This is a genomic window from Streptomyces sp. NPDC036984, from assembly GCF_055607665.1.
The window spans coordinates 125849-152366 of sequence record NZ_JBVJRL010000003.1 but is presented as its reverse complement, the minus strand read 5'-3'; the positions used below and the strand labels follow the sequence as shown (position 1 = coordinate 152366).

The window sequence follows — 26518 nt, the reverse complement described above, 5'->3', positions numbered from 1 at the left end:
TCCGTGATCCGGCTGGGCTCCACTGCGGTGCGCGCTCCCCCGAATCCGACCTCGCCCGCAGTATGGGCGCGTAGCCGAAGGGAGGAACGTGACCTTCGGATTCGCCTCGTCCTCGGCGGCCTCGTTGTCGACATCCGCCTCCGCCAGTCGCCTGCTCGAGCCGGCCGAGTGGGCCGCCGCCGGAATCCCACTGCTGCGCAACCCCCGAGAGGTCGTCAGCGGGCTGCATGCCCGTCATCACCCGAAGCCGTCCACGGCGATCGTCGCGATTCTCGACCCGGACGAGCGGCTGCGGGCCAGTGCCTCCTTCACGCGCCGTCCGGCCCCGGCCGACGGCTGGATGTTCCGCAACGCGCTGCTGTCCCAGCTGCGCCGGGTGATTCCGCACGACCTGCGTCGCCGCACCCCTGTGCGTACGGCCGTCCTGCTCTACTGCCGTGAGGGCGACGCGCGTTGGACCGAGGAGGACGGCGCCTGGATGTGGGGACTGCGCGATGCCTGCACGCTCCACGGGCTGCGCTGCGGGGCGTACATCACGCTGACGCATGACGGCTGGCAGGTGCTCGGCGAGGGACGCGGCGGACGCCGGCCCAACGCGCACTCCGCGCCGGAGCCCTTCGCCACGTCGGAGACCACGCCACTCGTGCCGCGCACCGGCGGCCCGGTCTCCGAGGTGCTGCGCCGGGCGGCCGCTCGCTGAACGGCAACGGCTCGGGCGGTACGAGGGCCTGCGCCGCCGACCGGGCCGTACGAACGCGAAGACCGGCCGGTGCGCGAGGACCGAGCCGTGCCGGCGCCCCCCGCGAGCAGTACCGAGGGAGCGCAGGCGAGCCCGCACGTCGTGCCCGGCGGTAACCGGGATCCACTCCTGGGCGTTGCCGCTCCGTCGCCTCGTCCAGGGCTGCGCCGGGGAGGGGCACACCGCCCGGCCCGGCACGTGCCGCCGTGGTGGCCAGCCGGGATCGGACCCGCCGGCCAGCCCCTGCTCCACTCCCCGGAGTACCCAGAGGGAGCCGGCCGGGCGGCGGCTCTACCGCGGCCCGTCGTCCGGGCACGCCAGAAGCCTCACCGTGCGGATCCGCCGGAGCGGCCCGTTCGGCGCCTCGGTGCCCCGAGGTGCCTGACGCGGCTCAGACGCCGGCGCCCAGCACCGAGTTGATCTGCTGCGGGTCGCCGCAGACGATCAGCAGTGCACCGGCCCGCGCGTGGGCGATCGAGAGGGCGGTGGCAGCGACGGAGGCGGGACCTCCATTGACGGCCACGACGACCACCGGGCGGGACTCGGCACGAGCGGCGACGGCGGCGTCCATGTAGAAGACGTCGTCGCCGGCGTCGTGCTGTGCCCAATAGGCAGCTTCACCGAAGGACAGCTCGTGGTCGGCCCACGGGTGCTGGGCACCTGTGGTGATCACGAGTACGTCGCCGGGGGCGCGGCCCGAGTCCAGGAGCAGGTCCACCGCTTCTTCGGCGGCGTCGAGCGCACCCTCGGCCGAGGCCGGGATCAGCTGGATCTGCGGGTTCGCCGCGGTGGCGGCGGGAGCGGCCGGGCCGGAGGGGCCAGGCTTGGCCGGAGCCACGTCACGCGGCGCGCGCTGCACCGGCGGCGTGGGCCGCAGAGGGCCGGGACGACCGGGGCGGGACGGAGCCGCGGGGCGGGGGCCGGGTACGGGGCGGGGGGTCGGCGCGGTACGGCCGCTGGCCGGAGTGGCGCGGGGACCCTGGGCACTCTCGTGAATCTGAGGCTCCTCGGGAATGAGAGGCATGAGCTGATATTTATCAAACGTTGGTGCGGCGCGGATGACCGGGTGGCACATCAGTGCGAGCGGAACCGTCAGAAATCGAAGCCGAGCTGACCCTCAATTTCCGGAACGCTTCCGTCCGCCCAGCTGCGGACCTTCTTGAGGTGCCGCCACTGAGGCAACGCATCAAGATACGCCCACGACAACCGGTGATGCGGGGTGGGTCCCCACTCCGCCAGTGCGGCCTTGTGCACGGGCGACGGATACCCGGCGTTGTCCGCAAATCCGAAGTCTGCATGGTCGAGACCCAGTTCGGCCATCATTTTGTCGCGCTGAACCTTGGCGATCACCGACGCCGCCGCCACGGCCACACACGAGCGATCGCCCTTGATCACCGTGCGCACCTTCCAGGGGGTGCCGAGGTAGTCGTGCTTCCCGTCGAGGATCACTGCGTCCGGGCGGACCGGCAGGGCGTCCAGGGCACGGACCGCGGCGAGCCGCAGCGCGGCCGTCATCCCCAGGTCGTCGATCTCCTCGGGGGAAGCATGCCCCAGCGCGTACGCCGTCACCCAGGTCCGCAGGGCCTCGGCGAGTTCCGTGCGCCGCTTGATCGTCAGCAGCTTGGAGTCGGTGAGCCCCTGGGGCGGACGGCGCAGTCCGGTGATCGCCGCGCAGACGGTGACGGGCCCGGCCCAGGCGCCGCGTCCCACCTCGTCGACACCGGCAATGACCTTCGCTCCGGTCGTGGCCCGCAAGGAGCGCTCGACGGTGTGAGTAGGTGGTTCGTACGGCATGGCGCCCTTAGCGTACGCCGCCGGGATCGCCGTGCGACACCCCGGTCGCCCGACCGGCGCCGGCTGCGCCGGCGCGCGGCATCAGGCTCCGTAGGGTCGCAGCAACGGGAGCATCAGCCGGTCGATCATCTCTTCGAGATCCTGATCATGCCATTCGCTTGCGCACATCTTCGATCGGTACATCATCATGGCCGGGATGGCGTCGAAGACATATCCGTTGGCCGCATCCGAGCGCACCTCTCCTCGCTCTATGCCACGGGTGATGACCTCGCGAAGCAACTCGACCGTCGGCTCCACCACACTCCCGAGGATCAGCCCCTCGAAGCGCGCCACTTGCACATGATCGCATTCGTGAATGATCGAACGTAGCGCCGTACCAGGCCGCGAGTACATGATCCGGCGCACCTGCCGACACAGGTCGAGAAGGTCCTCGCGGACGCTTCCGAGGTCCGGAGCCTGCTCCACCCGGGGCAGTCCGGTGACCAACGCGTCCGCGACCAGGTCCTCCTTGGAGGGCCACCGGCGGTAGACCGCGGCCTTGCCGGTCTGGGCGCCGGCCGCGACGCCTTCCATGGTCAGCCCCTTCCAGCCGACCGTGCTGAGCTGTTCCAGAGCGGCGTCCAGGATCGCGCGCTCCAGCACCGCACCGCGCCGACGAGGGGAAGTCGACCGGGCAGGCACGGCCGTGCAGCGCGAGGTAATCATCAGTCTTTCTCCAGCATGCAAGGGAAGCGGGGGGTTTCGGGGCAGTGACGCCGCGCTGCAGCAACAGGGGGACGCGGGGCGCGGCGCACGATTAAGTGAACGCTTGCGTTCACTGTTGAGGACTCACTACTTTGGACGCGACAGTGAACGCCATCGTTCACTAATGTCTGTATGGGGGACCCATAGTGACGACCTCTCAGCTGCTCAAGGACGACCAGAAACCGGGCGTGGCCCGCCGGGAGGGGCATCCCGGCATCGCACTCACCGTCATCGCGGCTTGCCAACTCATGGTGGTACTCGACGCGACGATTGTGAACATCGCGCTCCCGCACATTCAAGACGCGCTCCAGTTCAGCACCACCGACCTGACTTGGGTGGTCAGCGCCTACACGCTGACCTTCGGTGGTCTGCTGCTGCTCGGTGCTCGGGCCGGTGACATCCTCGGCCGCCGCCGGGTGTTCATGGCCGGCATCCTGCTGTTCACCTTCGCCTCGCTGCTGGGTGGTCTGGCTCAGGAACCCTGGCAACTGCTGGCCGCACGGGCCCTGCAGGGTGTCGGTGGCGCGATCGCGTCGCCCACGTCGCTGGCGCTGATCACGACGACCTTCCCCGAAGGTCCCGAACGCAACCGCGCCTTCGGGGTGTTCGCCGCCGTGTCCGCGGGCGGTGGTGCCATCGGCCTGCTGGCGGGTGGCATGCTCACCGACTGGCTCGACTGGCGGTGGGTGCTGTTCGTCAACGTACCCATCGGTGTGCTGATCGCCTCGCTCGCGCCGCTGTACATCAACGAGTCCGAGCGGCATCCGGGACGCTTCGACATCGCCGGTGCGCTGACCTCCACGCTGGGTATGGCCTCGCTCGTGTACGGGTTCATCCGTGCGGCGGAGGAGGGCTGGCGGGACAGCCTCACCCTCGGCTCGTTCGGCGCGGCCGTGGTGCTGCTGTTCGCCTTCGTCGTCACCGAGATGCGCGCGAAGGAGCCGATCACCCCGTTGAGGATGTTCGCCGACCGCAACCGCTGGGGCACGTACGTGATCATGCTGAGCCTCGCCGCGGCGATGTTCGGCATGTTCTTCTACATCGTGCTGTTCGTGCAGAACGTGCTCGGCTACAGCGCCATCGAGGCCGGTGTCGCCTTCCTTCCCGTGACCGTCGCGATCGCGGTCGGCGCGGGTCTGTCCCAGCGCTTCCTGCCGGCCGTCGGCCCCAAGCCGTTCATGATGGGCGGTTCGGCACTCGTGCTGATCGGGCTGGTCTGGCAGACCTTCATCCGGCCCGACAGCACCTATGTGGGCGGTGTGCTGGGTCCCATGCTGGTGTTCGGCTTCGGCATGGGCCTGAACTTCGTGACGGCCACCGTCACGGCCGTGTCCGGTGTCGCCCAGCACGAGGCGGGCGCGGCTTCCGGTCTGCTCAACGCCATGCAGCAGGTCGGCGGTTCGCTCGGGCTCTCCATCCTGACCACCGTCTTCGGGTCGGCCAGCACGGACGAGACGAAGAAGCAGCTGCCGAAGTTCCTCTCCGACGCCTCGCCGGAGCAGCAGGCGCAGTTCGCCAAGACGCACCAGTTGCCCGCACCCTGGGGGCACGACGTGCTCGCCCACGGCATCTCCACCGCCTTCGTGCCGGCCGCCGCCATGGCCGGGCTCGCCTTCCTCACGACCTGGCTGGTGCTCAGGGTCCGCAAGGGCGACCTCGACGCCCTCGCGGGCACGGCGGGCCCGCACATGGGTTGATCCGGGCCGCGCCGCGCCAAGCGGCCGTTCGGACCGCTGCCGGGGGCCAGACGGCACACGCGGCGGTCCGGCCGGCCGCACCATGGCCGGCAGTGCACACGCCATGACCGACACCAGAGCCACGACCGACAGCACAGCCGGGGCCGGCTCCGGCGCCGGCACCAACCGGACGGGCATCGCCTCGCACCCCCTCCACCCCTCGCCTCGACCTTCGCTTCACCGCCGCCGGCCCGGGAACCAGGGACGCGGCGTACGGCGAATACCGGAAGAACGAGGAGTGGTCACGGAGAGTTCCCGACGGCCACGCAGAGTTTCAGGTGCCCGGACTCAGGGCGAAAGCCCGGTCAGAGCCCCGTGGGGACCCAGTCCGGCAGTGCCTCGGTGCGCTGGACCCACTCCGCGGGCGGTGCCCCCGCCTTGCCGGCGGCGAGCACACCACCCATGATCGCGCAGGTCGTGTCGACGTCTCCGCCGACCTGGGCGGTGGTCCAGAACCCCGACTCGTAGTCACCGAGGGCCCGCGCGGCGGACCAGAGGGCGAAGGGGACGGTGTCATGGGCGGTCGTACGCCGTCCGGAGCCCAGGACGGCCGCGACGGTGGTCGCGTCGCCGTAGTCGAGCATGTCACGGGCGCGGCGAAGACCCTGGCCGACCGCGCTCTTCGGTACGAGCGCGATGACACCGTCCAGGAGGGCCTCGGGCGCGGGCGGCCCGTCCGGCGAGCCGGCCAGTGCCGCCGCCGCGGCCACGGCCATGGCGCCGACGACGGCCTCGCGGTGCTGGTGCGTGGGGTAGGCCGAGATCTCCGCCTGGTGGGTCGCCTGCTCTGGATCGTCCGCGTACCAGGCGCCCAGGGGCGCGATCCGCATCGCCGCGCCGTTGCCCCAGGACCCCTGACCGTTGAAGAGCCCGGCGGCCAGCTCGCGCCAGTCCTCGCCCTCCCGGACGAGGCGCAGCAGCCGGTTGACCGCGGGGCCGTAGCCCCGGTCGAAGTCGTGGTGCTCGGCGAAGGAGCGGGCGAGCGCGTCCTGGTCGATGCGGTGGTGGGCGGCGAGGACGGCGACCACGGAGCAGGCCATCTCCGTGTCGTCCGTCCATTGCCACGGGCCGGCGGGCAGCTCGCGGCGCTTCAGCAGCGGGTAGTTCGCGGGAACGAAGAACTGGGAGCCCAGCGCGTCCCCCACGGCCAGTCCACGCAGGCTGGCCAGGGCGCGCTCCAGGCGCCCGAGGAAAGAGGAGTCAGCGGTCATCGCTCTGCCACTCTATCCGGAGACCCAGTACGGGAGCGGCTTGCGCCAGCGTTCGAAGGGCCGGTCGAGTGTGTACTTGCCGTCCTGCCCCAGAACGAGCATCCGCATCTCGGCGTTCCCGGGATTGGACAGGGACTCGAATTCCGCGACCGTCCAGTGGAACCAGCGCATGCAGAACAGCCGCATCGCAAGGCCGTGGGTGACCAGGAGAACGTTCGGGGGATGGTCGGGGGCCTCGAAGCTGCGGTACAGGCTCTCCAGGAAGCCGCCGACCCGGTCGTACACGTCGGCGCCGGACTCCCCCTGCGGGAACCTGAAGAAGAAGTGGCCGTACGCGTCGCGGTAGGCCTTCTGCAGGCGCACATCGTCGCGGTCCTGCCAATTGCCCCAGTCCTGCTCGCGCAGCCTGGGCTCCTCCCGGACGCGTATGAGATCAGGGTCGAGGTGGAAGGCGTCGAGGGTCTCGTGGGTGCGGCGGTACGGTGAGACGTACACGCTCACGCGCTCCCTGCCGAAGAGCTCCCGGAGCTGTTTGCCGGTCTCCTCGGCCTGCCGCCGGCCGCGCTCGGTCAGCGCGAGGGCGTGGTCGGGCTCGCGTTCGTACACGGAGTCGTCGACGTTGCCCGTTGACTCGCCGTGCCGGACAAGGACGATGCGCCGTGGTCGTGCCATGCCAAAACCCTAGATCGAACGGTGCCCAGTCGAGCACTCGTATGGGCCTCATACGGCGTAGGTCACACAAATCCAGCGTCCAGCGCCGTTTCGGTACGCACCCTGGGGCACCTTCGGGCAGTGGGTTTGCTTATCGAACCCATGCGCCTCAGACCGTCCAGGACGGTTCCAGCTCCACGATGTCACCGGAGAGCGCCGCGACGTCCGCCTCGGTCTGGGCGCGCAGGGCGAGGCGTTCCACCCGTTCCGTGCGGTATTTGCCGTGCTCGGCCGCCGACCGCCACATCGACAGGATCAGGAACTCCTGCTCGGACGCCTCGGCGAACATGCCGCGAATCATGCCGGGCGAGCCGGCCATCGCGGGGTTCCATACCTTCTCCTGCATGAGGGTGAAGTGCTCGACGCGCTCCTCATGGACCCGGCACAGGGCCACACGGACCAGATCGGCGTCGGTGAACCGCGGCTCGAAGCCCGTCTTCACGTCGAAGCGGTACTCGAACAGCTTGACCTGGGCGTCCCTGAACGTGCCGGACTGGGCGGCGGCCAGGCGGTCGTGGGAGCGGGCCATGAAGGAGTCGTAGAAGGCACGGCTCTCCCAGAAGGCGAAGATGTGCGCCACCCCCTGCCGCTGCCGGCTCCAACCCCCGCCCTGTCCGCGAAAACCCGGCTCCCCCAGAAGCCCCGCCCATTTTCGCTGCCCCCGCTCGAAGCCGCGGCGGTCCACCACGGTGCAGCGAATCCACTTGACCAGCACCGCGCCATCGTAAGGCCACCGAGCGTGGCGCCGGTCACGCTCCGGCGGAGATCGTCCGCACGTACGCCCCGGCGCTCGTGGCACGATGGACAAGGAACCCCGGCTGAACGGGCGTTGGGGTCGATGCAGACACAGGGGGGAAGGGGAAGCCTGGTGACCGGCTTCAGCAAGGGAATTCGCAAGGTCGAGGTCTCGCTCAAGTGGGACCCCAGTCCGGCGGGTCGGCCGCCGACCGACCTCGACGTCGTGGCCGCGACCTTCGTGTCCGGCGACCCGTACGGAACTCCGGCCTATGTCGTGCATTTCGACAGCCGCTCGCCGGACGGCACGATCCTGCTCAACCGCGACAGCACGGACGGCAAGGGTTTCGGCTGGGACGAGGTCATGACGCTGGAGCTGGACCGGCTCGACGGCCGGTACGCGCGCGTGGTGGTCGGTGTCGTCATCCAACAGCGGTCGGGACACAAGTCGTTCGGCGATGTGCTGAATCCGGCCGTGCGCGTCCGTGAGGGCTACGCGGTGCTCGCCGAGGACGACTTCGGCTCGGTGCCCGTGGCGACGGCCGCCACCTTCGCCGAGTTCGTGCGGGACGATTCCGGGGAGTTCATGTTCCGTCCCGGCGTGCACGGCTTCGACGAGGACCCGACGACCTTCACCCGGGTCATGGGCAGGGCGCACCAGCCCTGACGTCCTGGTCCCGCACGAGTAAGGGGCGCCGGCCATGGCCGGCGCCCCTTACTTCAGGAACGGCGTGTCATCAGCTGCAACCGCTGGTCGAGCCGCAGCCCTCGCAGATGTAGCAGGAACCGGCCCGCTGCATCTTCGTACCGCAGGAGAAGCACAGCGGGGCGTCCGCCTGGATGCCCAGCTGCATCTCCACCAGCTCGGCGCTGGTGTGGGCCTGCTTCGCGGCGGGCTTGGCCGCCTCCGACTCGGGCTTCGGCGTGGCGACCGCCTTCAGCTCCTGGGCGCGCGGGGCCGACTGGGCCAGGCCTTCGACGTCGACGTCGTCATCGTCGATGGACTGCTCGTAGGAGCCGGTCTCCAGGTGCCGCTGGCGCTCCTCGGCGGAGTGGATGCCGAGCGCGGAGCGGGTCTCGAAGGGCAGGAAGTCGAGCGCCAGGCGGCGGAAGATGTAGTCGACGATCGACTGCGCCATCCGCACGTCCGGGTCGTCCGTCATGCCGGCCGGCTCGAAGCGCATGTTGGTGAACTTCGAGACGTACGTCTCCAGCGGCACGCCGTACTGGAGGCCGACGGAGACGGCGATGGAGAAGGCGTCCATCATGCCCGCGAGGGTGGAGCCCTGCTTGGACATCTTCAGGAAGACCTCGCCGAGGCCGTCGTCCGGGTAGGAGTTGGCGGTCATGTAGCCCTCGGCGCCGCCGACCGTGAAGGACGTGGTGATGCCGGGACGTCCCTTCGGGAGGCGCTTGCGGACCGGGCGGTACTCGACGACCTTCTCGACCTTGGGCTCGACGACCGCGGGCTCCTCGGCCTTCTTCTCCTCGGTCTCCTTCTTCTTGGCCGACAGCGGCTGGCCGACCTTGCAGTTGTCGCGGTAGATCGCGAGCGCCTTGACGCCCAGCTTCCAGGCCTCGAAGTAGATCTCCTCGACCTCCTCGACGGTCGCCGTCTCCGGCATGTTGACCGTCTTGGAGATGGCACCGGAGATCCACGGCTGGATCGCGGCCATCATGCGGACGTGGCCCATCGGGGAGATGGCGCGCTCGCCCATGGCGCAGTCGAACACCTCGTAGTGCTCGTGCTTGAGGCCGGGAGCGTCGATCACGTTGCCGTGCTCGGCGATGTGGGCGACGATCGCCTCGATCTGCTCCTCCTGGTAACCCAGGCGGCGCAGGGCCTGCGGAACGGTGCCGTTGACGATCTGCATCGAGCCGCCGCCGACCAGCTTCTTGAACTTCACCAGCGCCAGGTCGGGCTCGACACCGGTGGTGTCGCAGGACATCGCGAGACCGATGGTGCCGGTCGGCGCGAGGACGGACGCCTGGGAGTTACGGAAGCCGTTCTTCTCACCGAGACGCAGGACGTCCTGCCAGGACTCCGTGGCGGCGGCCCACACCGGGGTGTCCAGGTCGTCCATGCGGACGGCCGTGCCGTTGGCGTCGGCGTGCTGCTTCATGACGCGGTTGTGGGCGTCGGCGTTGCGGGCGTAGCCGTCGTAGGTGCCGACGACCGCGGCCAGCTCGGCGGAGCGGCGGTAGGCCGTACCGGTCATCAGGGAGGTGATGGCACCGGCCAGGGCGCGGCCGCCGTCGGAGTCGTAGGCGTGGCCGGTGGCCATCAGCAGGGCGCCGAGGTTGGCGTAGCCGATGCCGAGCTGGCGGAACGCGCGCGTGTTCTCGCCGATCTTCTGGGTCGGGAAGTCCGCGAAGCAGATCGAGATGTCCATCGCGGTGATGACCAGCTCGACGACCTTCTGGAAACGCTCGGTCTCGAAGGACTGGTTGCCCTTGCCGTCGTCCTTCAGGAACTTCATCAGGTTCAGCGAGGCCAGGTTGCAGGACGTGTTGTCCAGGTGCATGTACTCGCTGCACGGGTTCGACGCGGTGATCCGGCCGGACTCGGGGCAGGTGTGCCAGTTGTTGATGGTGTCGTCGTACTGGATGCCCGGGTCGGCGCAGGCCCAGGCGGCCTGGGCGATCTTGCGGAAGAGGGCCTTGGCGTCGACCTCTTCGATGACCTCGCCGGTCATACGGGCGCGCAGGCCGAAGTTGCCGCCGTTCTCGACCGCCGTCATGAACTCGTCGTTCACGCGGACCGAGTTGTTGGCGTTCTGGTACTGGACGGACGCGATGTCGTCCCCGCCCAGGTCCATGTCGAAGCCCGCGTCGCGCAGGACGCGGATCTTCTCCTCCTCCTTGACCTTGGTCTCGATGAAGTCCTCGATGTCGGGGTGGTCGACGTCGAGCACGACCATCTTGGCGGCGCGGCGGGTGGCGCCACCGGACTTGATGGTGCCGGCGGAGGCGTCGGCCCCGCGCATGAAGGAGACCGGACCGGAGGCGTTGCCACCGGAGGAGAGCAGCTCCTTGGAGGAGCGGATGCGGGAGAGGTTCAGGCCGGCACCGGAGCCGCCCTTGAAGATCATGCCCTCTTCCTTGTACCAGTCGAGGATCGACTCCATGGAGTCGTCGACGGACAGGATGAAGCAGGCGGAGACCTGCTGGGGCTGCGGGGTGCCGACGTTGAACCAGACGGGGCTGTTGAAGCTGAAGATCTGGTGCAGGAGGGCGTACGCCAGCTCGTGCTCGAAGATCTCGGCGTCGGCGGGCGAGGCGAAGTACTTGTAGTCCTCGCCGGCCTTCCGGTACGTCTTCACGATGCGGTCGATCAGCTGCTTGAGGCTGACCTCGCGCTGCGGGGTGCCGACGGCACCGCGGAAGTACTTGCTGGTGACGATGTTGACCGCGTTCACCGACCAGAAGTCGGGGAACTCGACGCCACGCTGCTCGAAGTTGACCGAGCCGTCGCGCCAGTTGGTCATGACGACGTCACGGCGCTCCCACGTCACCTCGTCGTACGGGTGCACGCCGGGGGTGGTGTGGATGCGCTCGATACGCAGCCCCTTGGTGGCCTTGGCGCCCTTCGCTCGGGAACCTCGTGCCGGACCGCTCGCCGTCTCTGTCATGCCGCCTCCCTGTACGGGCAAAACGCCCTGAAATGCCCCGTTGTTCCCAAGGGCACGTGTATCTGTCTTGCGTCGCGGGCACCCTCGGCTGTCGCCCGCAACAGGTCTTGGTTCGCCGCCTTCCGGCCGGAACCCGGTCCTCCTCCCGGTTCCGGCCCGCCGGTCAGTCGGCGGCGTTCGCGGGCACGGGCACCTGAGTGGTCCCGCCGGGCCCGCGCCGGTCTTCCTGGCTCCCCGCCTCCGCGTCTCCGTCATCCACGGCGGGGCCTCGCGTCGCCTGCCTCAGCTCCGCGATGGCGGCCTCGAAGTCCTCGAGCGAGTCGAAGGCTCGGTAGACGGAGGCGAACCGCAGATAGGCGACGAGGTCGAGCTCCTGCAACGGGCCGAGTATGGCCAGGCCCACGTCGTGGGTGGTCAGCTCGGCGCTTCCGGTGGCGCGCACCGCCTCCTCGACCCGCTGGCCGAGCTGGGCGAGCGCGTCCTCGGTGACAGGCCGTCCCTGGCATGCCTTGCGCACGCCATTGATGACCTTGGTACGACTGAAAGGCTCGGTGACTCCGGACCGCTTGACCACCATGAGCGAGCACGTCTCCACGGTCGTGAAACGACGGGAGCAGTCAGGACACTGGCGGCGCCGGCGGATGGACGTGCCGTCGTCGGTCGTACGACTGTCGACCACGCGGCTGTCGGGGTGCCTGCAGAAGGGGCAGTGCATGATCTCCAACCCTCCTCACAGCAGACTCGTCAGCCTCGCCGGACCCACAGGCCCCGCGAAGCAGCCCTAAGCATAGGCGATCGCCGAGCCTTCTCCGACCCCGGGGACCACAACTTGTGGGTCGGTGTAGCCATCCAACCACTACATGTGGGGATTGACGCATTCACCGAGGCAGACATGCGTGTCGCGGCAAACGGCGGCGGCCCGTCACGGACACGCGCGCGCCAAGCCGCATCAGCCGGACACTCAGAGGGATAGCGTGGGTGCCGCGCGGCGAACGCGCGTCACTCCCGCACAAAAGGGCCCCGGGTCCCGGACTGCGGGATTCCGGATGGCAGACTGGGGGCGCAGCCCACGAGGCGAGCAACCCCGGCGGTGAAGAGTACAACAATGGCCGCTTTTGTCCGCCAAGTGTCGCGTGAGCCATACACCCAGACACCTGATCGCGTCAGGTGAAACGCACTTTTTCACTCGAACGTGTGTTTGGCGCAACCTTTCGAAAGCAACTACCGTTGTGCAGCAGGGAGACCATCGAGAGGGGCCGACGTGACCACCACCGCAGACAGTGCCACCATCACCGCCCAGGACCGCTCCCAGGGCCGAGTCGAGCCGGTACACGCGATGAACGAAGCCACGAATCCTGAGGGACACAAGCGCTCCCTGCCGGGCCGACCTCCAGGCATCCGGGCGGACAGCTCCGGGCTCACCGACCGGCAGCGCCGGGTGATCGAGGTCATCAGGGACTCCGTGCAGCGACGCGGTTACCCGCCGTCGATGCGGGAGATCGGCCAGGCCGTGGGCCTCTCCAGCACCTCGTCGGTCGCCCATCAGCTGATGGCGCTGGAGCGCAAGGGCTTCCTGCGCCGCGACCCGCACCGCCCGCGCGCGTACGAGGTGCGCGGCTCCGACCAGGCCGTGACCGTGCAGCCCACGGACACCGCCGGCAAGCCCGCCGCGTCGTACGTCCCGCTGGTCGGCCGTATCGCTGCCGGTGGCCCGATCCTCGCGGAGGAGTCCGTCGAGGACGTCTTCCCCCTCCCCCGCCAGCTCGTCGGTGACGGTGAACTGTTCGTCCTCAAGGTCGTCGGCGACTCCATGATCGAAGCCGCGATCTGCGACGGCGACTGGGTGACCGTGCGCCGCCAGCCGGTCGCCGAGAACGGCGACATCGTGGCCGCCATGCTCGACGGCGAGGCGACCGTGAAGCGCTTCAAGCGCGAGGACGGCCACGTATGGCTCCTCCCCCACAACTCGGCCTACGAGCCCATCCCCGGCGACGATGCGACCATCTTGGGCAAGGTCGTCGCAGTGCTGCGGCGCGTGTGACGCCTGCGGTCGGCGGGCCCCGGCTCGCTCCCTGACCGGGCCCCGGAACCCCTGCGCCGGTTCCGGGGCCCTGCGTGTGCCCGGGCGGCCGCGGGACGGTCGCCCATCGCGGGGTGGCCCGACCGACGCCGGTCAGGCCACCCCGCGATCACTCTGCCGCCGCCTGCTGCATCTCCGCCTGCTTCGCCGCCGCGTCGATCGCCGTGAGCGACTTGCGGACCTGATTGCGGTCCGTGGTGTACCAGAAGTCCGGCAGTGACGCCTTGAGGTAACCGCCGTACCGCGCGGTGGCCAGCCGCTGATCCAGTACGGCCACCACGCCCCGGTCGCCGGACGCCCGCACCAGACGGCCCGCGCCCTGCGCCATGAGCAGGGCCGCGTGGGTGGCGGCCACCGCCATGAAGCCGTTGCCGCCCGCGTCCTCCACCGCCTTCTGGCGCGCGCTCATCAGCGGATCGTCGGGGCGCGGGAACGGGATCTTGTCCATGACGACCAGCTGACAGCTCGGCCCCGGGACGTCGACGCCCTGCCACAGCGACAGCGTGCCGAAGAGACACGTCTTGGGGTCGGCGGCGAAGTTCTTGATCAGTTCGCCGAGCGTCTCCTCGCCCTGCAGCAGGATCGGGAACTCGGGGATCCGGGACCGCAGCTCCTCCGCGGCGAGCTGGGCGGCCCGCATGGACGAGAACAGCCCGAGCGTCCGGCCGCCGGCCGCCTGGATCAACTCGGTCAGCTCGTCCAGCATGTCGGCGCGCTCGCCGTCGCGCGCGGGACGGGCCAGATGCTTGGCGACGTACAGGATGCCCTGCTTGCGGTAGTCGAAGGGCGAGCCGACATCGACGCCCTTCCACTTCGGCAGGTCCTCGCCCTCCACACCCTCCGGGCCGAGGCCCAGCGAGGCGCCGACGCCGTTGAAGTCACCGCCCAGCTTGAGCGTCGCGGAGGTGAGGACGACGCTGCGGTCCGCGAAGAGCTTCTCCCTGAGCAGTCCGGAGACGGACATGGGGGCCACCCGAAGTGAGGCGCCGAAGCGGTCGTGCCGCTCGTACCAGACGACGTCCCACTCCGAGCCGTTCAGGACCCGCTCCGCCACGTCGTGCACCGTCTCGACTGAGGCCAGCGCCTGCTTGCGGACCGCGTCCTCGTCCTGGACGGACTTGTCGCGCGTGGCGCCGATCGCCGAGATGACCGTACGGGCGGCGTCCCGCAGCGCCATCAGGGCGTAGCCGAGATCTTCGGGGATCTCCTCCAGGCGGCCCGGCAGCGCCAGCTCCATGAGCCGCTCGAAGCCCTCGGCGGCGGTCTGGAGCTGATCGGCGGCCTTCTCGTCGACGAGCTTGGCGGCCCGGCGCACGGCACGGTTGACCTGGCCGGGCGTGAGCTCGCCGGTGGCGACGCCGGTGACACGGGAGACGAGCTCGTGCGCCTCGTCGACGATCAGCACCTCGTGTTGCGGCAGCACCGGAGCGCCCTCGATGGAGTCGATGGCCAACAGGGCGTGGTTCGTGACCACGACCTCGGCGAGCTTGGCTCGCTCGCGGGCCATCTCCGCGAAGCACTCGGCGCCGTACGCGCACTTCGACGCGCCCAGGCACTCCCGCGACGACACCGACACCTGCGCCCAGGCGCGATCCGAGACGCCTGGGGTGAGATCGTCCCTGTCGCCGGTCTCCGACTCGTCCGCCCAGTCCCGCAGCCTCAGGAGGTCCTGGCCCAGCTTGCTGGTGGGCGCGGCGGCCTCGAACTGGTCGAAGAGACCGTCCTCCTCGTCCTGCGGCATGCCCTCGTGCAGTCGGTGCAGGCACAGGTAGTTCGACCGGCCCTTGAGCATTGCGAACTCCGGGCGGCGGCGCAGCAGCGGGTGCAGCGCGTCGACCGTGCGGGGCAGGTCCCGCTCCACGAGCTGGCGCTGCAGCGCGAGCGTGGCCGTCGCGACGACCACCCGATCTCCGTGCGCGAGCGCGGGCACGAGATAGCCCAGCGACTTTCCGGTGCCGGTGCCGGCTTGGACCAGCAGGTGGGATGCGTCGTCGATCGCTTCGGCGACCGATTCGGCCATGGTCACCTGGCCGGGGCGCTCCGTGCCGCCGACGGCGGCGACGGCGGCATGCAGGAGTTCGGAGAGGGAGGGCTTCGTCATAGCCTGACCACCCTACGGCCCTGCACTGACAAACGGGTGGTCACGGTGACAGCAGGGGGCGGGATCACGGTCGGGGCTCCTGGGGCGGTGGGACGGGGTCGAGTGGGCTGGGGCGGTGGGCTGAGGTCGAGTGGGCTGGGGCGGTGGGCGGCACCGGGGCTCGGTGGGCGACAGCAGAGTGCAGGCGGTGGGCGGCACCGGGGTCCGGTGCGGGATGCCAGGGTCGAGGCAGTGCGCGGCGCCCGCGATGGGGGGCTGTGGGACGGCCGCGATGGGGGCTGTGGGACGGCCGCGAACTTTTTTTCTCCGGCGCGGGAACACCGATGACCCGCGGTTCGTATCTCATTGTGAGCGGCCGGTCACGCGACGCTACAACACATCGCGCAGGACCCGGTCCCGGATCATGAGGGCGGCCCGCTTTCCGGGCAGGTCGGCCTCGGCCGCGAACCGGAAGCCGGCGCTCAGGAACGCGGCGACGGAGGGGGTGTTATGAACATCGGGTTCGGCTACGACCCGGGCGCACGCGGGACGCCGGTCGAGGATCAGGTCGGCCACGGATCGGAGCAGGGTGGATCCCACCCCTCGCCCCCGGTCGGCGGCGTCACCGACGAGAAGATGGATGCCGGTGTCGTGCGGCCGGGCCGGGTAGTGGCGGGCCAGCGGATCCAGGTCGGCCCGGTAGATCTCCCAGTAACTCATCGGGGTGCCGTCGAGCACGCCGAGACACGGCACGCTGCGCCCGTCGCCGTGCAGTTGGGCCCGCAGGTGGTGTTCCGTACGGTCCGGGGGCCCGGCCAGCTCCCAGAACTCCGCGATGGCGGGGTCGTTCATCCAGCGGTGGACGAGCGACGGGTCCTGATCAATGCGTACGGGCAGCAACTGGAAGGAGCCCACGGGGGTCGGCACCTGCCCCCACGCCGGGAGCCGGCCGAGGAGGTCTGCCGTCGTCCCGGCGCGGAGGGCGACGAACTCGGCCGGCAGACGCAGGTCCAGCGTGTCCTCGCTGTCCGGGTCCTCGTCCACGACGGTGAACTCGCGGAAGACAGAGTTCCGGGGGCCCGCGATGTCCGCTCGCGGCCCGGCACAGCCCGGATGGGCAGAGGCGGGGCCGATTCCGGCGCTCGCGTCGGTGGGAGGCACGGTGCGCTCCTCTCAGGAGACGAAGTGAGTCATGTTCCTCGGATGTGCGGGAGGACGGGGGCGGCTCGCTCACGGGTGCGCACCGCTCACGTGGTGCGCTGAGGTGTTCGCTCAGGAATGAAGGGGGTTGGCGATGGTGACGTAGACGGACTGGGTGTCGACCGGACCGACGAGTTCGTCGAGACCGTGCAGCCGGGTCAGCAGGTTGGCCTTGCAGCGCAGGACGGGTGAGTCGAGCAGGCGGCCGGGCAGGGAGGTGCGCAGCGGGGCGGACCCGGAGGCGAGGTCGGTGAGGAACCGGCGGAAGGCCGCGAGGAGCAGCCGCTCGTCGGCGAGGCGCTGGGCGCCGAAGGCACCGATCAGCCCGAACACGTTGTTGACGGCGAGGTAGTAGGCGAAGCGCTCGTCGGTGACCTCGTCCGAGACGAAGGTGTCGCTGCGCTCGCCGACGCCGGGCAGCCGGGCGTCCAGTTCGGCTCGGCGGGACTCGCGGAAGTAGTAGCCCTGGTTGTCGCGGTAGCGTCCACCGCCGGGCCAGCCGGCGCCGTCCAGCAGGAGCAGCGTGTTCTGCTGATGGGCTTCGAGGGCGATGCCGGCTTCGCTGTCCAGCCGGAGCACGGGCCGGACGACCTGCTCCAGGTAGCGCAGAAACCACTCCGCGGCGACGGCACCGACGGGCCGTCCGGTGCGCGTGGCGAGCCGCGCGACGAGCTGGGCCAGCCGGGATCGCATCGGCCAAGCCGCCGGGTGGGATGGGGCGTTGGCGGCCGGCTCGGCGAGGGGGCGAGGTGAGACGAGTCCGGCGACGCAGCCGACATCGTCGGCCGGGGCGAACGGGTTGTGCCGGATCACGACGTCGAGTCCCGGTACGGGCAGGCCGTCCGGGTCGTCGACGGCGAGCCAGGCCGGGTCGCGCACGATGTCGAAGCCGGGGTGTGCGGCCTGCCATTCCTTGGCCAGGCCGGTGCGCAGCAGCCGGTGCACCTCGACTCCGCGGTGGAGTTCCTTGCGCAGGTTCTCCCGGCGGGAGTTGGTGATGCGCAGGCCCAGCGACAGCTTGAGCATCGCCGGGGCGCCGGACCGGTGGACCGTTCGTACGGAGGAGGTGGGGTGCCAAGGAGTGCCGAGGGGGCCGAGGTCGCGCAGGAGCCCGGAGTCGAGCAGTGCGGCGACGGAGGGGCGGTGCCGTACCTCCCGCTCCTGCCAGGGATGCAGCGGCAGGGCGGTGTAGCCGTCCGGCAGCGGCAGTCCGGTGCCGGCGAGCCGTCGGACGAGGTGGTCGGCGGGAACGGGACGGCCGCGCTCGGTCCAGGCCGAGTCGGTCGCGAGGAGAGAGGGGGCGACAGCGAGCCAGTGCAGGGGGAAGGAGCCGCGCAACTCCGGTGAGTACCGGTCGGCTTCGGCCTCGGTGAGGCCCTCTCGGCTCTTCGGGGTGGGGTGGAGCGGGTGTCCGAGGAGGAGGGCCTGTTCGGCGTCGAGGAAGAGGTCGGGGGTGTCGGCGGGGTGGTCGCGCCGGTGGCGGATGAAGGTCGCGGTGCGTCGGACGGAATCGGCCACCCTGGCCACGAGGTCACCGGCCTCGCCCTGGCCGGTCACAGCGGGGGCCGCGGCGGGGAGGGGGCTGCCGGTGTCACCGGCTGGTTCCCTGACAAGCAGTGCGGCGAGTGTGACGGCGTCGACGGGAGGCGCGGTCTCGGGGGCGTCCGGGAAGCGCGGCGGGCCGAAGCGGTGCCAGCCCGTCGGGGACCAGTAGCGGACGGGCGCGATCAGCGCGGTGGCGCTGGCGGGCAACGGGATGTGGAGGCTGCCGGTCGTGGGGGCGGCGAGGCCGGTCTCGCGGACCCAGCAGCGCAGCAGGTTCTCGACGGCGGCTGCCTCGGCCGCGGTACGGGGATCCGGGTCCTCCAGCAGGTCCGCGCCGGGCTCTGTGCGTCGCGCGGGGTCCGCCTCCCGTCTCTTCTGCTGGGGGACCGACTCGGTGAGCGGTACGCGAGAGGGCGAGGCACCGGAGCCTCCCGGTTCGTCGGGAGCGCCGGAGCGGCCGTCGGGGTTTGGGGTGGCGTTCATGACGGCTCCTTGGGGGATGGGGAGGCGGCGCGGCTCGCTCCGGCGTCCGCTCGGTCACCGTGGCGTCGTGGCCGGTGGCCGCCGGGCCGGTGTCGACGGACCGTGACGACGGGCCGGATGGGCGAAGAAGCGGGGCGTGGACGAGATGGCTATGCGGTTGTCGACGACGGTGGGCGTCGGCCTGAATGCCCGGAAAGGGAGGCGGGTCGAGATGGTGCGGGGTAACGGCCTGAGGGCCGAAGCCGGCCTCGGGGGCCGGGTGGGAGGAGTACGGAGCTCAGCCCGCGCGCTGGGCGGGGCTGTGGCCGCGTTGCTGGTATGGGCCCTGGGTCTGGTGGTGGCGGGCCGCGGCTGCCACCGCGTCGGCCAGGCGGTCGAGGACGGCCGCCGCCTGTTCGTCGCTGATCGTCAGGGGAGGAAGCAGCCGGACCACGGACGCGTGACGGCCGCCGAGTTCCACGATGAGCCCGCGCTGGAGGCACTCCCGTTGCACGGCGGCGGCGAGTTCGGGCGCGGCGGGGGGCGGAATGCGGGTGGGCTTCCGTCCCGTCGGGGCGGCGAGGTGGTCGCCGGAGGCCGAGCCGACACCGGAGGCCGACCCCACACTCGTGGCCGACCCGTCACTGGAGGCAGGCCCGGCACCGGAGGCAAGCCCGGCGGCCGACGCGGGCCCCACACCCGACGCCGGCCCCACACCAGGGGCGGACCCGGCACCCCAGCCAGGCCCGGCACCGGAAGCCGCCCCGGCGTCGGAGGCGTACCGGGCGTCGGAGGCGTACCCCGTACGGGAGGCGGACGCGGCACCGGGTCCGCACCCGGGGTCGGAGGCGGACCCGGCGTGGGAGGTGGCCCCGTCGGCCTCCGGATCGACCAGCTCCAGTCCGATCATCAGGCCGCGGCCTCGGACGTCACCCAGGCAGGGGAACTCCTCGGCCAGAGCGCGGAGTTGGGACAGCATGCGGTGCCCGAGCATGGCGGCCCGGTCGGCGAGGCCGTTCTCGCGGACGTAGGCGAGTGTCGCGGTGCCCGCCGCCATGGCGAGCTGGTTGCCGCGGAAGGTGCCGGCGTGTGCACCGGGCTGCCAGACGTCCAGATCGTCGCGGTAGACGATCACCGCCAGCGGAAGGCTGCCGCCGATGGCCTTGGACAGGACCATGACGTCGGGGGTGATGCCGCTGTGACCGACGGCCCAGAAGGCGCCGGTGCGACCGACTCCGGTCTGGATCTCGTCGGTGATCAGCGGGATGGACCGGTCCGCCGTGAGCCGTCGCATGCGGCGCAGCCAGTCGTCCGGCGCGGGAACGACCCCGCCCTCGCCCTGGACGGGCTCGAGGATCATTCCGGCGGCCAGGGGCACGCCCGACTTGGGATCGTCGATGAGGGACTCGGTCCAGCGGGCGGCGAGTTCGGCGCCGCGTGCGCCGCCGATGCCGAAGGGGCAGCGGTAGTCCTGGGGGTAGGGCAGGCGGGCGACCTGCACGTCGGGGGCACCGCCGGAGGCGGCCAGGGCGCCGGCGGTCATGCCGTGGTAGGCGCCGGTGAAGGCGAGCATGCCGGTGCGGCCGGTCGCGGCCCGGACGAGTTTGAGGGCGGCCTCGACGGCGTCGGTGCCGGCCGGTCCGCAGAACTGGACGCGGGCGCGGTCGGCGAGGCCGGGCGGGAGTGTGCGGAACAGCTCGGTGATGAACGCGTCCTTGACGGGGGTCGCGAGGTCGAGGACGGAGAGAGGGGCTCCGGAGTCGAGGACCTTGCGGATGGCTTCCAGGACGACCGGGTGATTGTGGCCGAGGGCGAGGGTGCCGGCCCCCGAGAGGCAGTCCAGGTACCGGCGGCCGTCGGCGCCCTCGATGGTGAGCCCGCGCGCCCGGACGGGCACGATGGGCAGGGCACGGGCGTAGGTGCGTGCCGAGGACTCACGCGCCGACTGGCGTTTCAGGATCCCGTCGAGCACAGCCCGCGCTTCCCCGGGTGTGCCTCCTGGCATCGACTCCATAACGGCCACGGCGCGCTGTCCTCCCCGCTGTTCAGAGGCGAGTTGATCCGCGGGGACCGGACACAGGCAGCAGGCCCCCCACCGCCTACAACAGCGGACCGGTCAACGGGTTACGGGTCATGCCGAGATCATTGCCATGACATTCGGGAGTCGTGGGCGGGGCCGCCGGGTACGGCATTGCCGCCCCTCACGGCCGCGGCCGGCTGGGGCGGGTCTCTCGCACCGGGCGCGCGTCGGCCGTCCGGCGCCGTCCACGTGGCCCGCATGCGGGCGGCCACGCTCCGGGAAGTCCCCGTGCACGGGCGCGCGTGGCTGAGAGGCTCAGCCGTCCGGCCGTTCCAGGGCGATGGCCGTGACGACGAGTCCGTGGCTGATCGACCAGCGTCCCGGAAAGGTGGAGAGGCGGCTTCCGTCGACCACGGGGGCCGGGGGCAGCACCCGGGCGGTGAAGTGGCCGTCCGGCTGGAAGGAGACGGTGGCTTCGCGGAAGCCGAGCCAGCGGTGGGTCAGCGGGAACCACACCTTGTAGACCGCTTCCTTCGCACTGAACAGCAAGCGGTCTGCATGGATGTGCGGGTGTTCGGCGTTGAGTCGCGCGAGAGCGGTGCGTTCCTCGGGCAGGGACACCGCCTCCGCGAGGCCCGGGGGCACCGGTCGGTGCGGTTCGGCGTCGATGCCGATGCCCAGCAGGCGCGAGGTGAGGCCGAGGGCCGCCGCGCGGTAACCGGCGCAGTGGGTCATGCTGCCGACCAGGCCCTGGGGCCAACGGGGCGCGCCCCGCACCCCGGGCGGCACCGGCGCCGGCGGCCGCCCGAGCGCCGCCATGGCCAGCCGGGCACAGTGCCGCGCGGTGCCGAAGGAGTTCCTGCGTTCGGGACCGGCGTCAGCGACCGCCGCCGCCTCTTCCGGGTACAGCGTGACCGGGTCGCTGTCGTCGAAGCGTTCTGCCCAGACCGCGGAGGCGGGCAGGAGGTCGCCCAGCAAGCGGTGCTCCTCTCTTTCCCACCCGGACAGCGCCTGCCGCCGGAGCGGGCCGGGCTCGGCCGGACGCCGGGTGACCCCACGGCACGGATGGGGCAAGGGCCTGCGACGGTACGGACGGTTCGCATCCTTCGAGCCCGGGCATCGCCTGCCGCCCGCGCGGGCCGGGCTCGGCCGGAAGCAGGCTGGACCCGGCACGGCGCGGGCGGACGAGGGCCTCCGGGGATCAGGCCAGTTCGAAGATCACGGAGTCCGCGGGTACCTGGACCGGTCGGACTCCGACGCATCGCCAGCCGCTCTCCTCGAAGACGCCCTCCCACTCGGCGAGCGTCGGCAGATAGACGCCCATCAGGTCGTGCGCGGTCTCGAAGGCCAGCGTGAAGATCGGCTTGTCGCGGTCCGGGATGCCGTCGGTCCGTGCCGTGTCGCCCAGCAGGAAGCGCCGGACTCCGGGGAAGACCTCGCGCAGCCGGCGCAGCGAGGCCACGCAGTTCTCCCGCGGCCAGAAGTCGTGGCCCATCATGAAGCAGGTCAGGACCTCGACCGACTCCAGGCGGGGGTCGGGCCGCAGCTCCATGACGTCGCCCTCGATGAACTCCAGACGGTCACCGAGTCCGGTCGCGCGGGCCTCCGCGGTGGCGTTCCGAAGGGCGTCCCCGGCGATGTCGATGCCTATGCCGCTCGCCTGCGGATAGCGGCGGGCGATCTGGGCGAGCCGGCCGCCGCTGCCACAGCCCAGGTCGGCGACGGAGGTGAAGTCGAAGTCCAGCGCCTCCATCGCCTGCCAGAACACCGGGTCGAAGGACTGGGCGTTGATGTCACGGCAGGCGAAGCCGATGGCGGCGCCGTTGCGCCGGTAGAAGGTGCCGGAGCGGTTGGCGTTGCGGCTGACGCCGGCCATGTCGGAGAAGAGTTCGCCGCAGCCCACCGTCAGCCAGTGGAAGAAGGCCTTGCCCCGGTAGACCTCGGCGAACTCCGGCCCGGTGCCCACCTTGTCACCGTGCCGCTCCACGACGCCCACCGAGGCCAGGGCGGTCATCGTGGCGGACACGCTGGCCTGGTGGAGGTCATGGCGTGCGCAGAAGTCCGGCAGGCTGAGGGCGCCGTACTCCTCCAGCTCGTCCAGCACTCCCGTCTCCCAGGCCGCCGCGATGGCGAATCCGGCCACGGTCGAGTTGAAGATCTGCGCGGCACCGCGGGCGCCTGGGGACATCGGATCCATCTGCTCCTCCAATTGGCAATGCATGGGGTGACGTTGCAGGGCGGGGCGCATCCTCGCGGGGTGTGCCACCGCCGCCGGGGATCACAGGACCCGCACGTCCGGGACGTAGAGAATCCACTTGCCGCCCGCTTCGCGGAACTTCTGCTCCTTTTCCATGATTTCTTCCGCGTGGTTCCAGGCGAAGAGCAGCGCGTAGTCCGGGTACGGGTCGGAGAACGCCTCGTGCGGGCGGACCGGGATGTGGGTGCCGGGGGTGAGCCGGCCCTGCTTGGCGGGTGTGGTGTCACTGACGAACTCGACCAGTTCGGGGCCGATGCCGCAGAAGTTGGTGATCATCGAGCTCTTGGCGGTGGCGCCGTAGGCGACGACCCGCTTGCCCTGGTCCTTGAGGTCGCGCAGCAGCGTGGTGAGGTCCTTGCCGATCTTCACCACGTTCTGGCCGAACCGCTCCAGCGTCGCCGGGTCGGAGATCTTCTTCTCCCGCTCCTCGGCGAGGAGTTCGTCCACGGCGGGGCTGGGCCGGCGTGCGCCTTGGTGGGCGAGGGTGTAGCGGACCTCGCCGCCGTGCACCGGCAGGCGCTCCACGTCGACGAGTTCGAGGCCGTACCGGGCGGCCATGAACCGGACCGACTGCACGGTGAAGAAGAAGAAATGCTCGTCGTAGATCTGGTCGAACGACGTGCGCTCCGTGATGTCCATCAGGTACGGGTCCTCGAAGACGAAGATCCCGCCCGGTGCGAGCAGCCGGCGCACGCCGGCGAGTACCGACCCGATGTACGGGATGTGGCACAGGGTGTTGGCGGCGTAGATGACGTCCGCGTGGCCCTCCGCCGCGAGGATCTCCTCGGCGGTCGACTCCTCGAAGAAGGACTTGCGCACCCGGATCCCCTTGGCGGCGGCCAGGTCTGCCACGCCGCCGGAGGGCTCGACGCCCAGATGCCGGATGCCGGCGTCCGCGAGGGTGCGCAGCATGATGCCGTCGTTGCAGCCGATCTCCACCACGAACGGGTTCTCGCCGGTCAGTTCCCGGGCGAGCAGGCGCTTGGCGAGGTCCTCGAAGTGGGCGCGCATGTAGAGCGAGCCGGAAGAGTGGTAGGGGTACTCGTCGTGGAACATGTGCTCCCGGGGGACCTCTTCGGTCAGCTGCACCATGGAGCACTCCCCGCAGACGCCGGTGGCGAGCCGGAAGAAGAACTCCTTCTCCACGGCGGTGCCCGGCGCGAGGAAGCAGTCGGAGAGCGGCTGCCGTCCGAAATCGAAGAACTCCGTGACCGTGCCGTTGCACACACGGCAGCGGGAAGTGCGCGACATGAAATCTCCTGACGTGCCGAACCGTTGAGGAATGCGGACGATGCCGCGGAAATATAGCCCCGGGCACGGGGGCGAACAATCCGCCCCGGCCGCCGCCTCGGGTGCCGTACCGCACCGTACCCCCGGAAGGCCGGGGCGCATTCATGGAAGCAGGGTTATGGTCTCGCCGGCGGGACGGTGAAACCGCGGGGTGCTGCTAACGTCTCGCTCCGCCACACTCTCATCGACGAACAGGTGAGGCAATGAAGGGAATAGTCCTCGCGGGTGGCAGTGGAACGCGGATGCAACCGCTGACCTGGGGAACGTCGAAGCAGTTGCTTCCCGTTTACGACAAACCACTGGTCTACTACCCGATCTCCGTCCTCATGCTGGCCGGCATTCGCGACATCCTGGTGATCTCGACGCCGGCGAGCCTGCCGGCCCTGAGGAATCTGCTGGGCGACGGGTCCCGGCTGGGCCTCGACTTCAGCTACCGGGTGCAGCCGGAGCCCCGGGGCATCGCCGACGCCTTCCTGATCGGCGCCGACTTCATCGGCGACGACCCGACGGCGCTGATCCTCGGCGACAACGTCTTTCACGGCGCCGGATTCCCCCGCCTGCTGCGGGAGTCCATCGCCAGGCTGGACGGCTGCACGCTCTTCGGTTACCCGGTGTCCGACCCGGAGCGGTACGGCATCGGCGAGACCGACGCCCAGGGAAATCTCGTGTCCATCGAGGAGAAGCCGCTCCGGCCACGGGGGAACAACGCGATCACCGGGCTGTACTTCTACGACTCCGACGTCGTGGAAATAGCCCGCTCGGTGACGCCCTCGGAACGCGGTGAGCTGGAAATCACCGATGTGAACAAGGTGTATCTCAAGCAGGGCCGCGCCCATCTCACGCAACTGGGCCGCGGATTCACCTGGATCGACGCCGGTACGCACGATTCGCTGCTCGCGGCAAGTCAGTACGTGCAGGTGATAGAACAACGACAGGGGGTGCGCGTGGCCTGCCTGGAGGAAATAGCGGTCCGCATGGGCTACATCTCCCCGGAAAGCTGCGCGGAGATCGGCGAGAGCATGCAGGGATCGGGCTACGGCCGCTATCTCCTGGAAATCGCCCAGTCCCTTTAGTCTCCGGTCCCGCCGGCGGGACACACCGCACCGCCGCGGCGGACCGCCGGGCGCTGTCCTGGCGCCGCGCACAAGGAGTTCCCATGAACTATTCGGAAATGGCCCCGGAGAAGCTGCTGTCCCTCGGGTTCACCGCCCCCGAAGTCGCCGACGGGGCCTGGATCGTGCGCTGGGACCGGGCGAGCCGTGAGCCGGCGGAGCTGATCCGTGAACACCTGCCCCCGACGATCGACTTCCACACCTCGGGCACCACGGGTCCGAGCGTCTGCTGGCGGCGGCTGCGGGAGAACGTCTGGGGTGAGGCGGGCCTGCTGGCCGAGCTGGTCGGCGAGGAGGAGCCGGAGGCGGTCGTCTCGTTCGTTCCGCCCGTGCACCTCTACGGCGCGCTGACCAGTGTGGTGATGCCGGCCCGTATGGGGCTGCCCGTCTGGTACCGGTCCTCGTTCGTGGGCGCGATGCCCGAGACGGGCTGCGGACGGGTGGTGGTGGCGGCCACTCCGTGGATCTTCCGGCTGCTGCTGGAGCACCTGGACTGGGTCGAACGGCTCGACCACCTCACGGTGTTGTACGGCGGTGCCATGCTGCCGGAGGACGCCCGGCGGTTCCTCGCCGCGACGGGCCCCGAGCGGGTGCTGCTCGTGGAGGTGCTGGGTTCCACCGAGGCGGGCGGTACCGCCACCCGCCGGTGGCGTGCCGGTGAACCGCCGCACTGGACGCTGTTCCGGGACGTCTCCTTCGCCGACTCCGTACCGGTCGACCCGGCGGGCGACACGGAGGTACCGCTCGCGGTGCGCAGCCCACGGCTGGCGTTCCGGCCCGGCGAGTCCCCGCCGGCGGTGTTCACGGGCGACGACCAGGTGATGCGGACGGGTGAGCGCACCTTCCGGTTCGCCGGGCGCCGCGGACGCCTGGTCAAGGTGAACGGACGCCGCATCAACCTGGACGAGATGGAGCACGCGCTGCGCGGGCTGATCGACTGCCGGGATCTGGCGATCCGGCCCGTGACCGACTCCATGATCGGCGAGCACTTCGAGCTGCTGCTCGTCCTCAACCCCGGCACCACGCTGGCGGACACCGACCTGACGTCGGGCTACCAGCGCCTCGGTATCCGGCCCCGACGGGTCCGGGTACTGGACAGGATCGAACGCTCCGCCCTGGGCAAGGTCCGCCACGCCCAGGCCGCGAGCACTACGGACATGAAGGACTGAC

The 26518-nt window shown here is 70.5% G+C and carries 21 protein-coding genes; 6 read left to right on the top strand and 15 right to left on the bottom strand.

Going from position 1 to position 26518, the window contains the following annotated elements; translation table 11 throughout:
* The first annotated feature begins 88 nt into the window (after positions 1-88).
* On the top strand, positions 89-700 hold the full coding sequence (locus ACZ7DL_RS07470; RefSeq protein ID WP_470772181.1) for a hypothetical protein: 612 nt from the start codon (positions 89-91) through the stop codon (positions 698-700).
* A 430-nt stretch (positions 701-1130) separates the two neighbouring features.
* Here the strand turns inward: ACZ7DL_RS07470 and ACZ7DL_RS07465 are convergent, their stop codons facing one another.
* The 3 genes from ACZ7DL_RS07465 to ACZ7DL_RS07455 all read right to left on the bottom strand — a co-directional run bounded on the left by ACZ7DL_RS07465 (position 1131) and on the right by ACZ7DL_RS07455 (position 3238).
* A complete protein-coding gene (locus ACZ7DL_RS07465; RefSeq protein WP_470772179.1) occupies positions 1131-1763 on the bottom strand; it encodes a hypothetical protein in 633 nt (210 codons plus the stop codon).
* Between the two features lie 68 nt (positions 1764-1831).
* Complete coding sequence (locus tag ACZ7DL_RS07460) at positions 1832-2533, bottom strand: ribonuclease HII (RefSeq protein WP_470772178.1); 702 nt, start codon at positions 2531-2533, stop codon at positions 1832-1834.
* An 81-nt stretch (positions 2534-2614) separates the two neighbouring features.
* Positions 2615-3238: a TetR/AcrR family transcriptional regulator gene (locus ACZ7DL_RS07455; RefSeq protein ID WP_470772177.1), complete on the bottom strand. Its 624-nt coding sequence runs from the start codon at positions 3236-3238 to the stop codon at positions 2615-2617.
* A 185-nt stretch (positions 3239-3423) separates the two neighbouring features.
* Between ACZ7DL_RS07455 and ACZ7DL_RS07450 the strand changes: the two genes are divergently transcribed.
* Entirely contained in the window at positions 3424-4974 is a 1551-nt protein-coding gene (locus ACZ7DL_RS07450) for an MFS transporter (protein WP_470772176.1), read from the top strand.
* Positions 4975-5318: 344 nt separating this feature from the next.
* Here ACZ7DL_RS07450 and ACZ7DL_RS07445 read toward each other — a convergent pair whose 3' ends face one another.
* From ACZ7DL_RS07445 to ACZ7DL_RS07435, 3 genes are all read right to left on the bottom strand, one after another.
* Positions 5319-6224, bottom strand: a complete 906-nt coding sequence (locus tag ACZ7DL_RS07445; RefSeq protein WP_470772175.1) for an ADP-ribosylglycohydrolase family protein — start codon at positions 6222-6224, stop codon at positions 5319-5321.
* Between the two features lie 12 nt (positions 6225-6236).
* Positions 6237-6896 (bottom strand): histidine phosphatase family protein, encoded by a 660-nt coding sequence (locus ACZ7DL_RS07440; protein WP_470772172.1) that lies wholly within the window; start codon positions 6894-6896, stop codon positions 6237-6239.
* 148 nt (positions 6897-7044) lie between these two features.
* Positions 7045-7650 (bottom strand): YdbC family protein, encoded by a 606-nt coding sequence (locus ACZ7DL_RS07435; protein ID WP_470772171.1) that lies wholly within the window; start codon positions 7648-7650, stop codon positions 7045-7047.
* 123 nt (positions 7651-7773) lie between these two features.
* On the opposite strand from ACZ7DL_RS07435, the gene ACZ7DL_RS07430 reads away from it, so the two are divergent.
* Positions 7774-8337: a TerD family protein gene (locus tag ACZ7DL_RS07430; protein WP_470772170.1), complete on the top strand. Its 564-nt coding sequence runs from the start codon at positions 7774-7776 to the stop codon at positions 8335-8337.
* Between the two features lie 70 nt (positions 8338-8407).
* Here the strand turns inward: ACZ7DL_RS07430 and ACZ7DL_RS07425 are convergent, their stop codons facing one another.
* Both ACZ7DL_RS07425 and nrdR read right to left on the bottom strand, forming a co-directional pair.
* On the bottom strand, positions 8408-11302 hold the full coding sequence (locus tag ACZ7DL_RS07425) for a vitamin B12-dependent ribonucleotide reductase (RefSeq protein WP_470772169.1): 2895 nt from the start codon (positions 11300-11302) through the stop codon (positions 8408-8410).
* Between the two features lie 163 nt (positions 11303-11465).
* Complete coding sequence (nrdR, locus tag ACZ7DL_RS07420; RefSeq protein WP_470772168.1) at positions 11466-12017, bottom strand: transcriptional regulator NrdR; 552 nt, start codon at positions 12015-12017, stop codon at positions 11466-11468.
* A gap of 546 nt (positions 12018-12563) precedes the next feature.
* Between nrdR and lexA the strand changes: the two genes are divergently transcribed.
* Positions 12564-13343, top strand: a complete 780-nt coding sequence (lexA, locus tag ACZ7DL_RS07415) for a transcriptional repressor LexA (RefSeq protein ID WP_333772146.1) — start codon at positions 12564-12566, stop codon at positions 13341-13343.
* A gap of 148 nt (positions 13344-13491) precedes the next feature.
* Here the strand turns inward: lexA and ACZ7DL_RS07410 are convergent, their stop codons facing one another.
* The 7 genes from ACZ7DL_RS07410 to ACZ7DL_RS07380 all read right to left on the bottom strand — a co-directional run bounded on the left by ACZ7DL_RS07410 (position 13492) and on the right by ACZ7DL_RS07380 (position 24197).
* Complete coding sequence (locus tag ACZ7DL_RS07410) at positions 13492-15483, bottom strand: ATP-dependent DNA helicase (protein WP_470772167.1); 1992 nt, start codon at positions 15481-15483, stop codon at positions 13492-13494.
* A 369-nt stretch (positions 15484-15852) separates the two neighbouring features.
* Positions 15853-16623 (bottom strand): GNAT family N-acetyltransferase, encoded by a 771-nt coding sequence (locus ACZ7DL_RS07405; protein WP_470772166.1) that lies wholly within the window; start codon positions 16621-16623, stop codon positions 15853-15855.
* Between the two features lie 111 nt (positions 16624-16734).
* Positions 16735-18690 carry an IucA/IucC family protein gene (locus ACZ7DL_RS07400; protein ID WP_470772164.1) on the bottom strand — a complete coding sequence of 652 codons (1956 nt, stop codon included), beginning with the start codon at positions 18688-18690 and terminating at the stop codon, positions 16735-16737.
* Positions 18691-18967: 277 nt separating this feature from the next.
* A complete protein-coding gene (locus tag ACZ7DL_RS07395) occupies positions 18968-20683 on the bottom strand; it encodes a diaminobutyrate--2-oxoglutarate transaminase family protein (RefSeq protein WP_470772780.1) in 1716 nt (571 codons plus the stop codon).
* Positions 20684-21004: 321 nt separating this feature from the next.
* A complete protein-coding gene (locus ACZ7DL_RS07390; RefSeq protein WP_470772162.1) occupies positions 21005-21667 on the bottom strand; it encodes a 4'-phosphopantetheinyl transferase family protein in 663 nt (220 codons plus the stop codon).
* Between the two features lie 223 nt (positions 21668-21890).
* Positions 21891-22877: a class I SAM-dependent methyltransferase gene (locus ACZ7DL_RS07385; RefSeq protein WP_470772160.1), complete on the bottom strand. Its 987-nt coding sequence runs from the start codon at positions 22875-22877 to the stop codon at positions 21891-21893.
* A 90-nt stretch (positions 22878-22967) separates the two neighbouring features.
* Positions 22968-24197 (bottom strand): methyltransferase domain-containing protein, encoded by a 1230-nt coding sequence (locus ACZ7DL_RS07380; protein ID WP_470772158.1) that lies wholly within the window; start codon positions 24195-24197, stop codon positions 22968-22970.
* A gap of 242 nt (positions 24198-24439) precedes the next feature.
* Here ACZ7DL_RS07380 and rfbA point away from each other — a divergent pair, with 242 nt between their 5' ends.
* Positions 24440-25309 (top strand): glucose-1-phosphate thymidylyltransferase RfbA, encoded by an 870-nt coding sequence (rfbA, locus tag ACZ7DL_RS07375; RefSeq protein WP_470772156.1) that lies wholly within the window; start codon positions 24440-24442, stop codon positions 25307-25309.
* 83 nt (positions 25310-25392) lie between these two features.
* The gene (locus ACZ7DL_RS07370) at positions 25393-26517 is read left to right on the top strand and encodes an AMP-binding protein (protein WP_470772154.1); all 1125 of its coding nucleotides are present in this window, start codon (positions 25393-25395) and stop codon (positions 26515-26517) included.
* Position 26518: the final 1 nt, after the last annotated feature.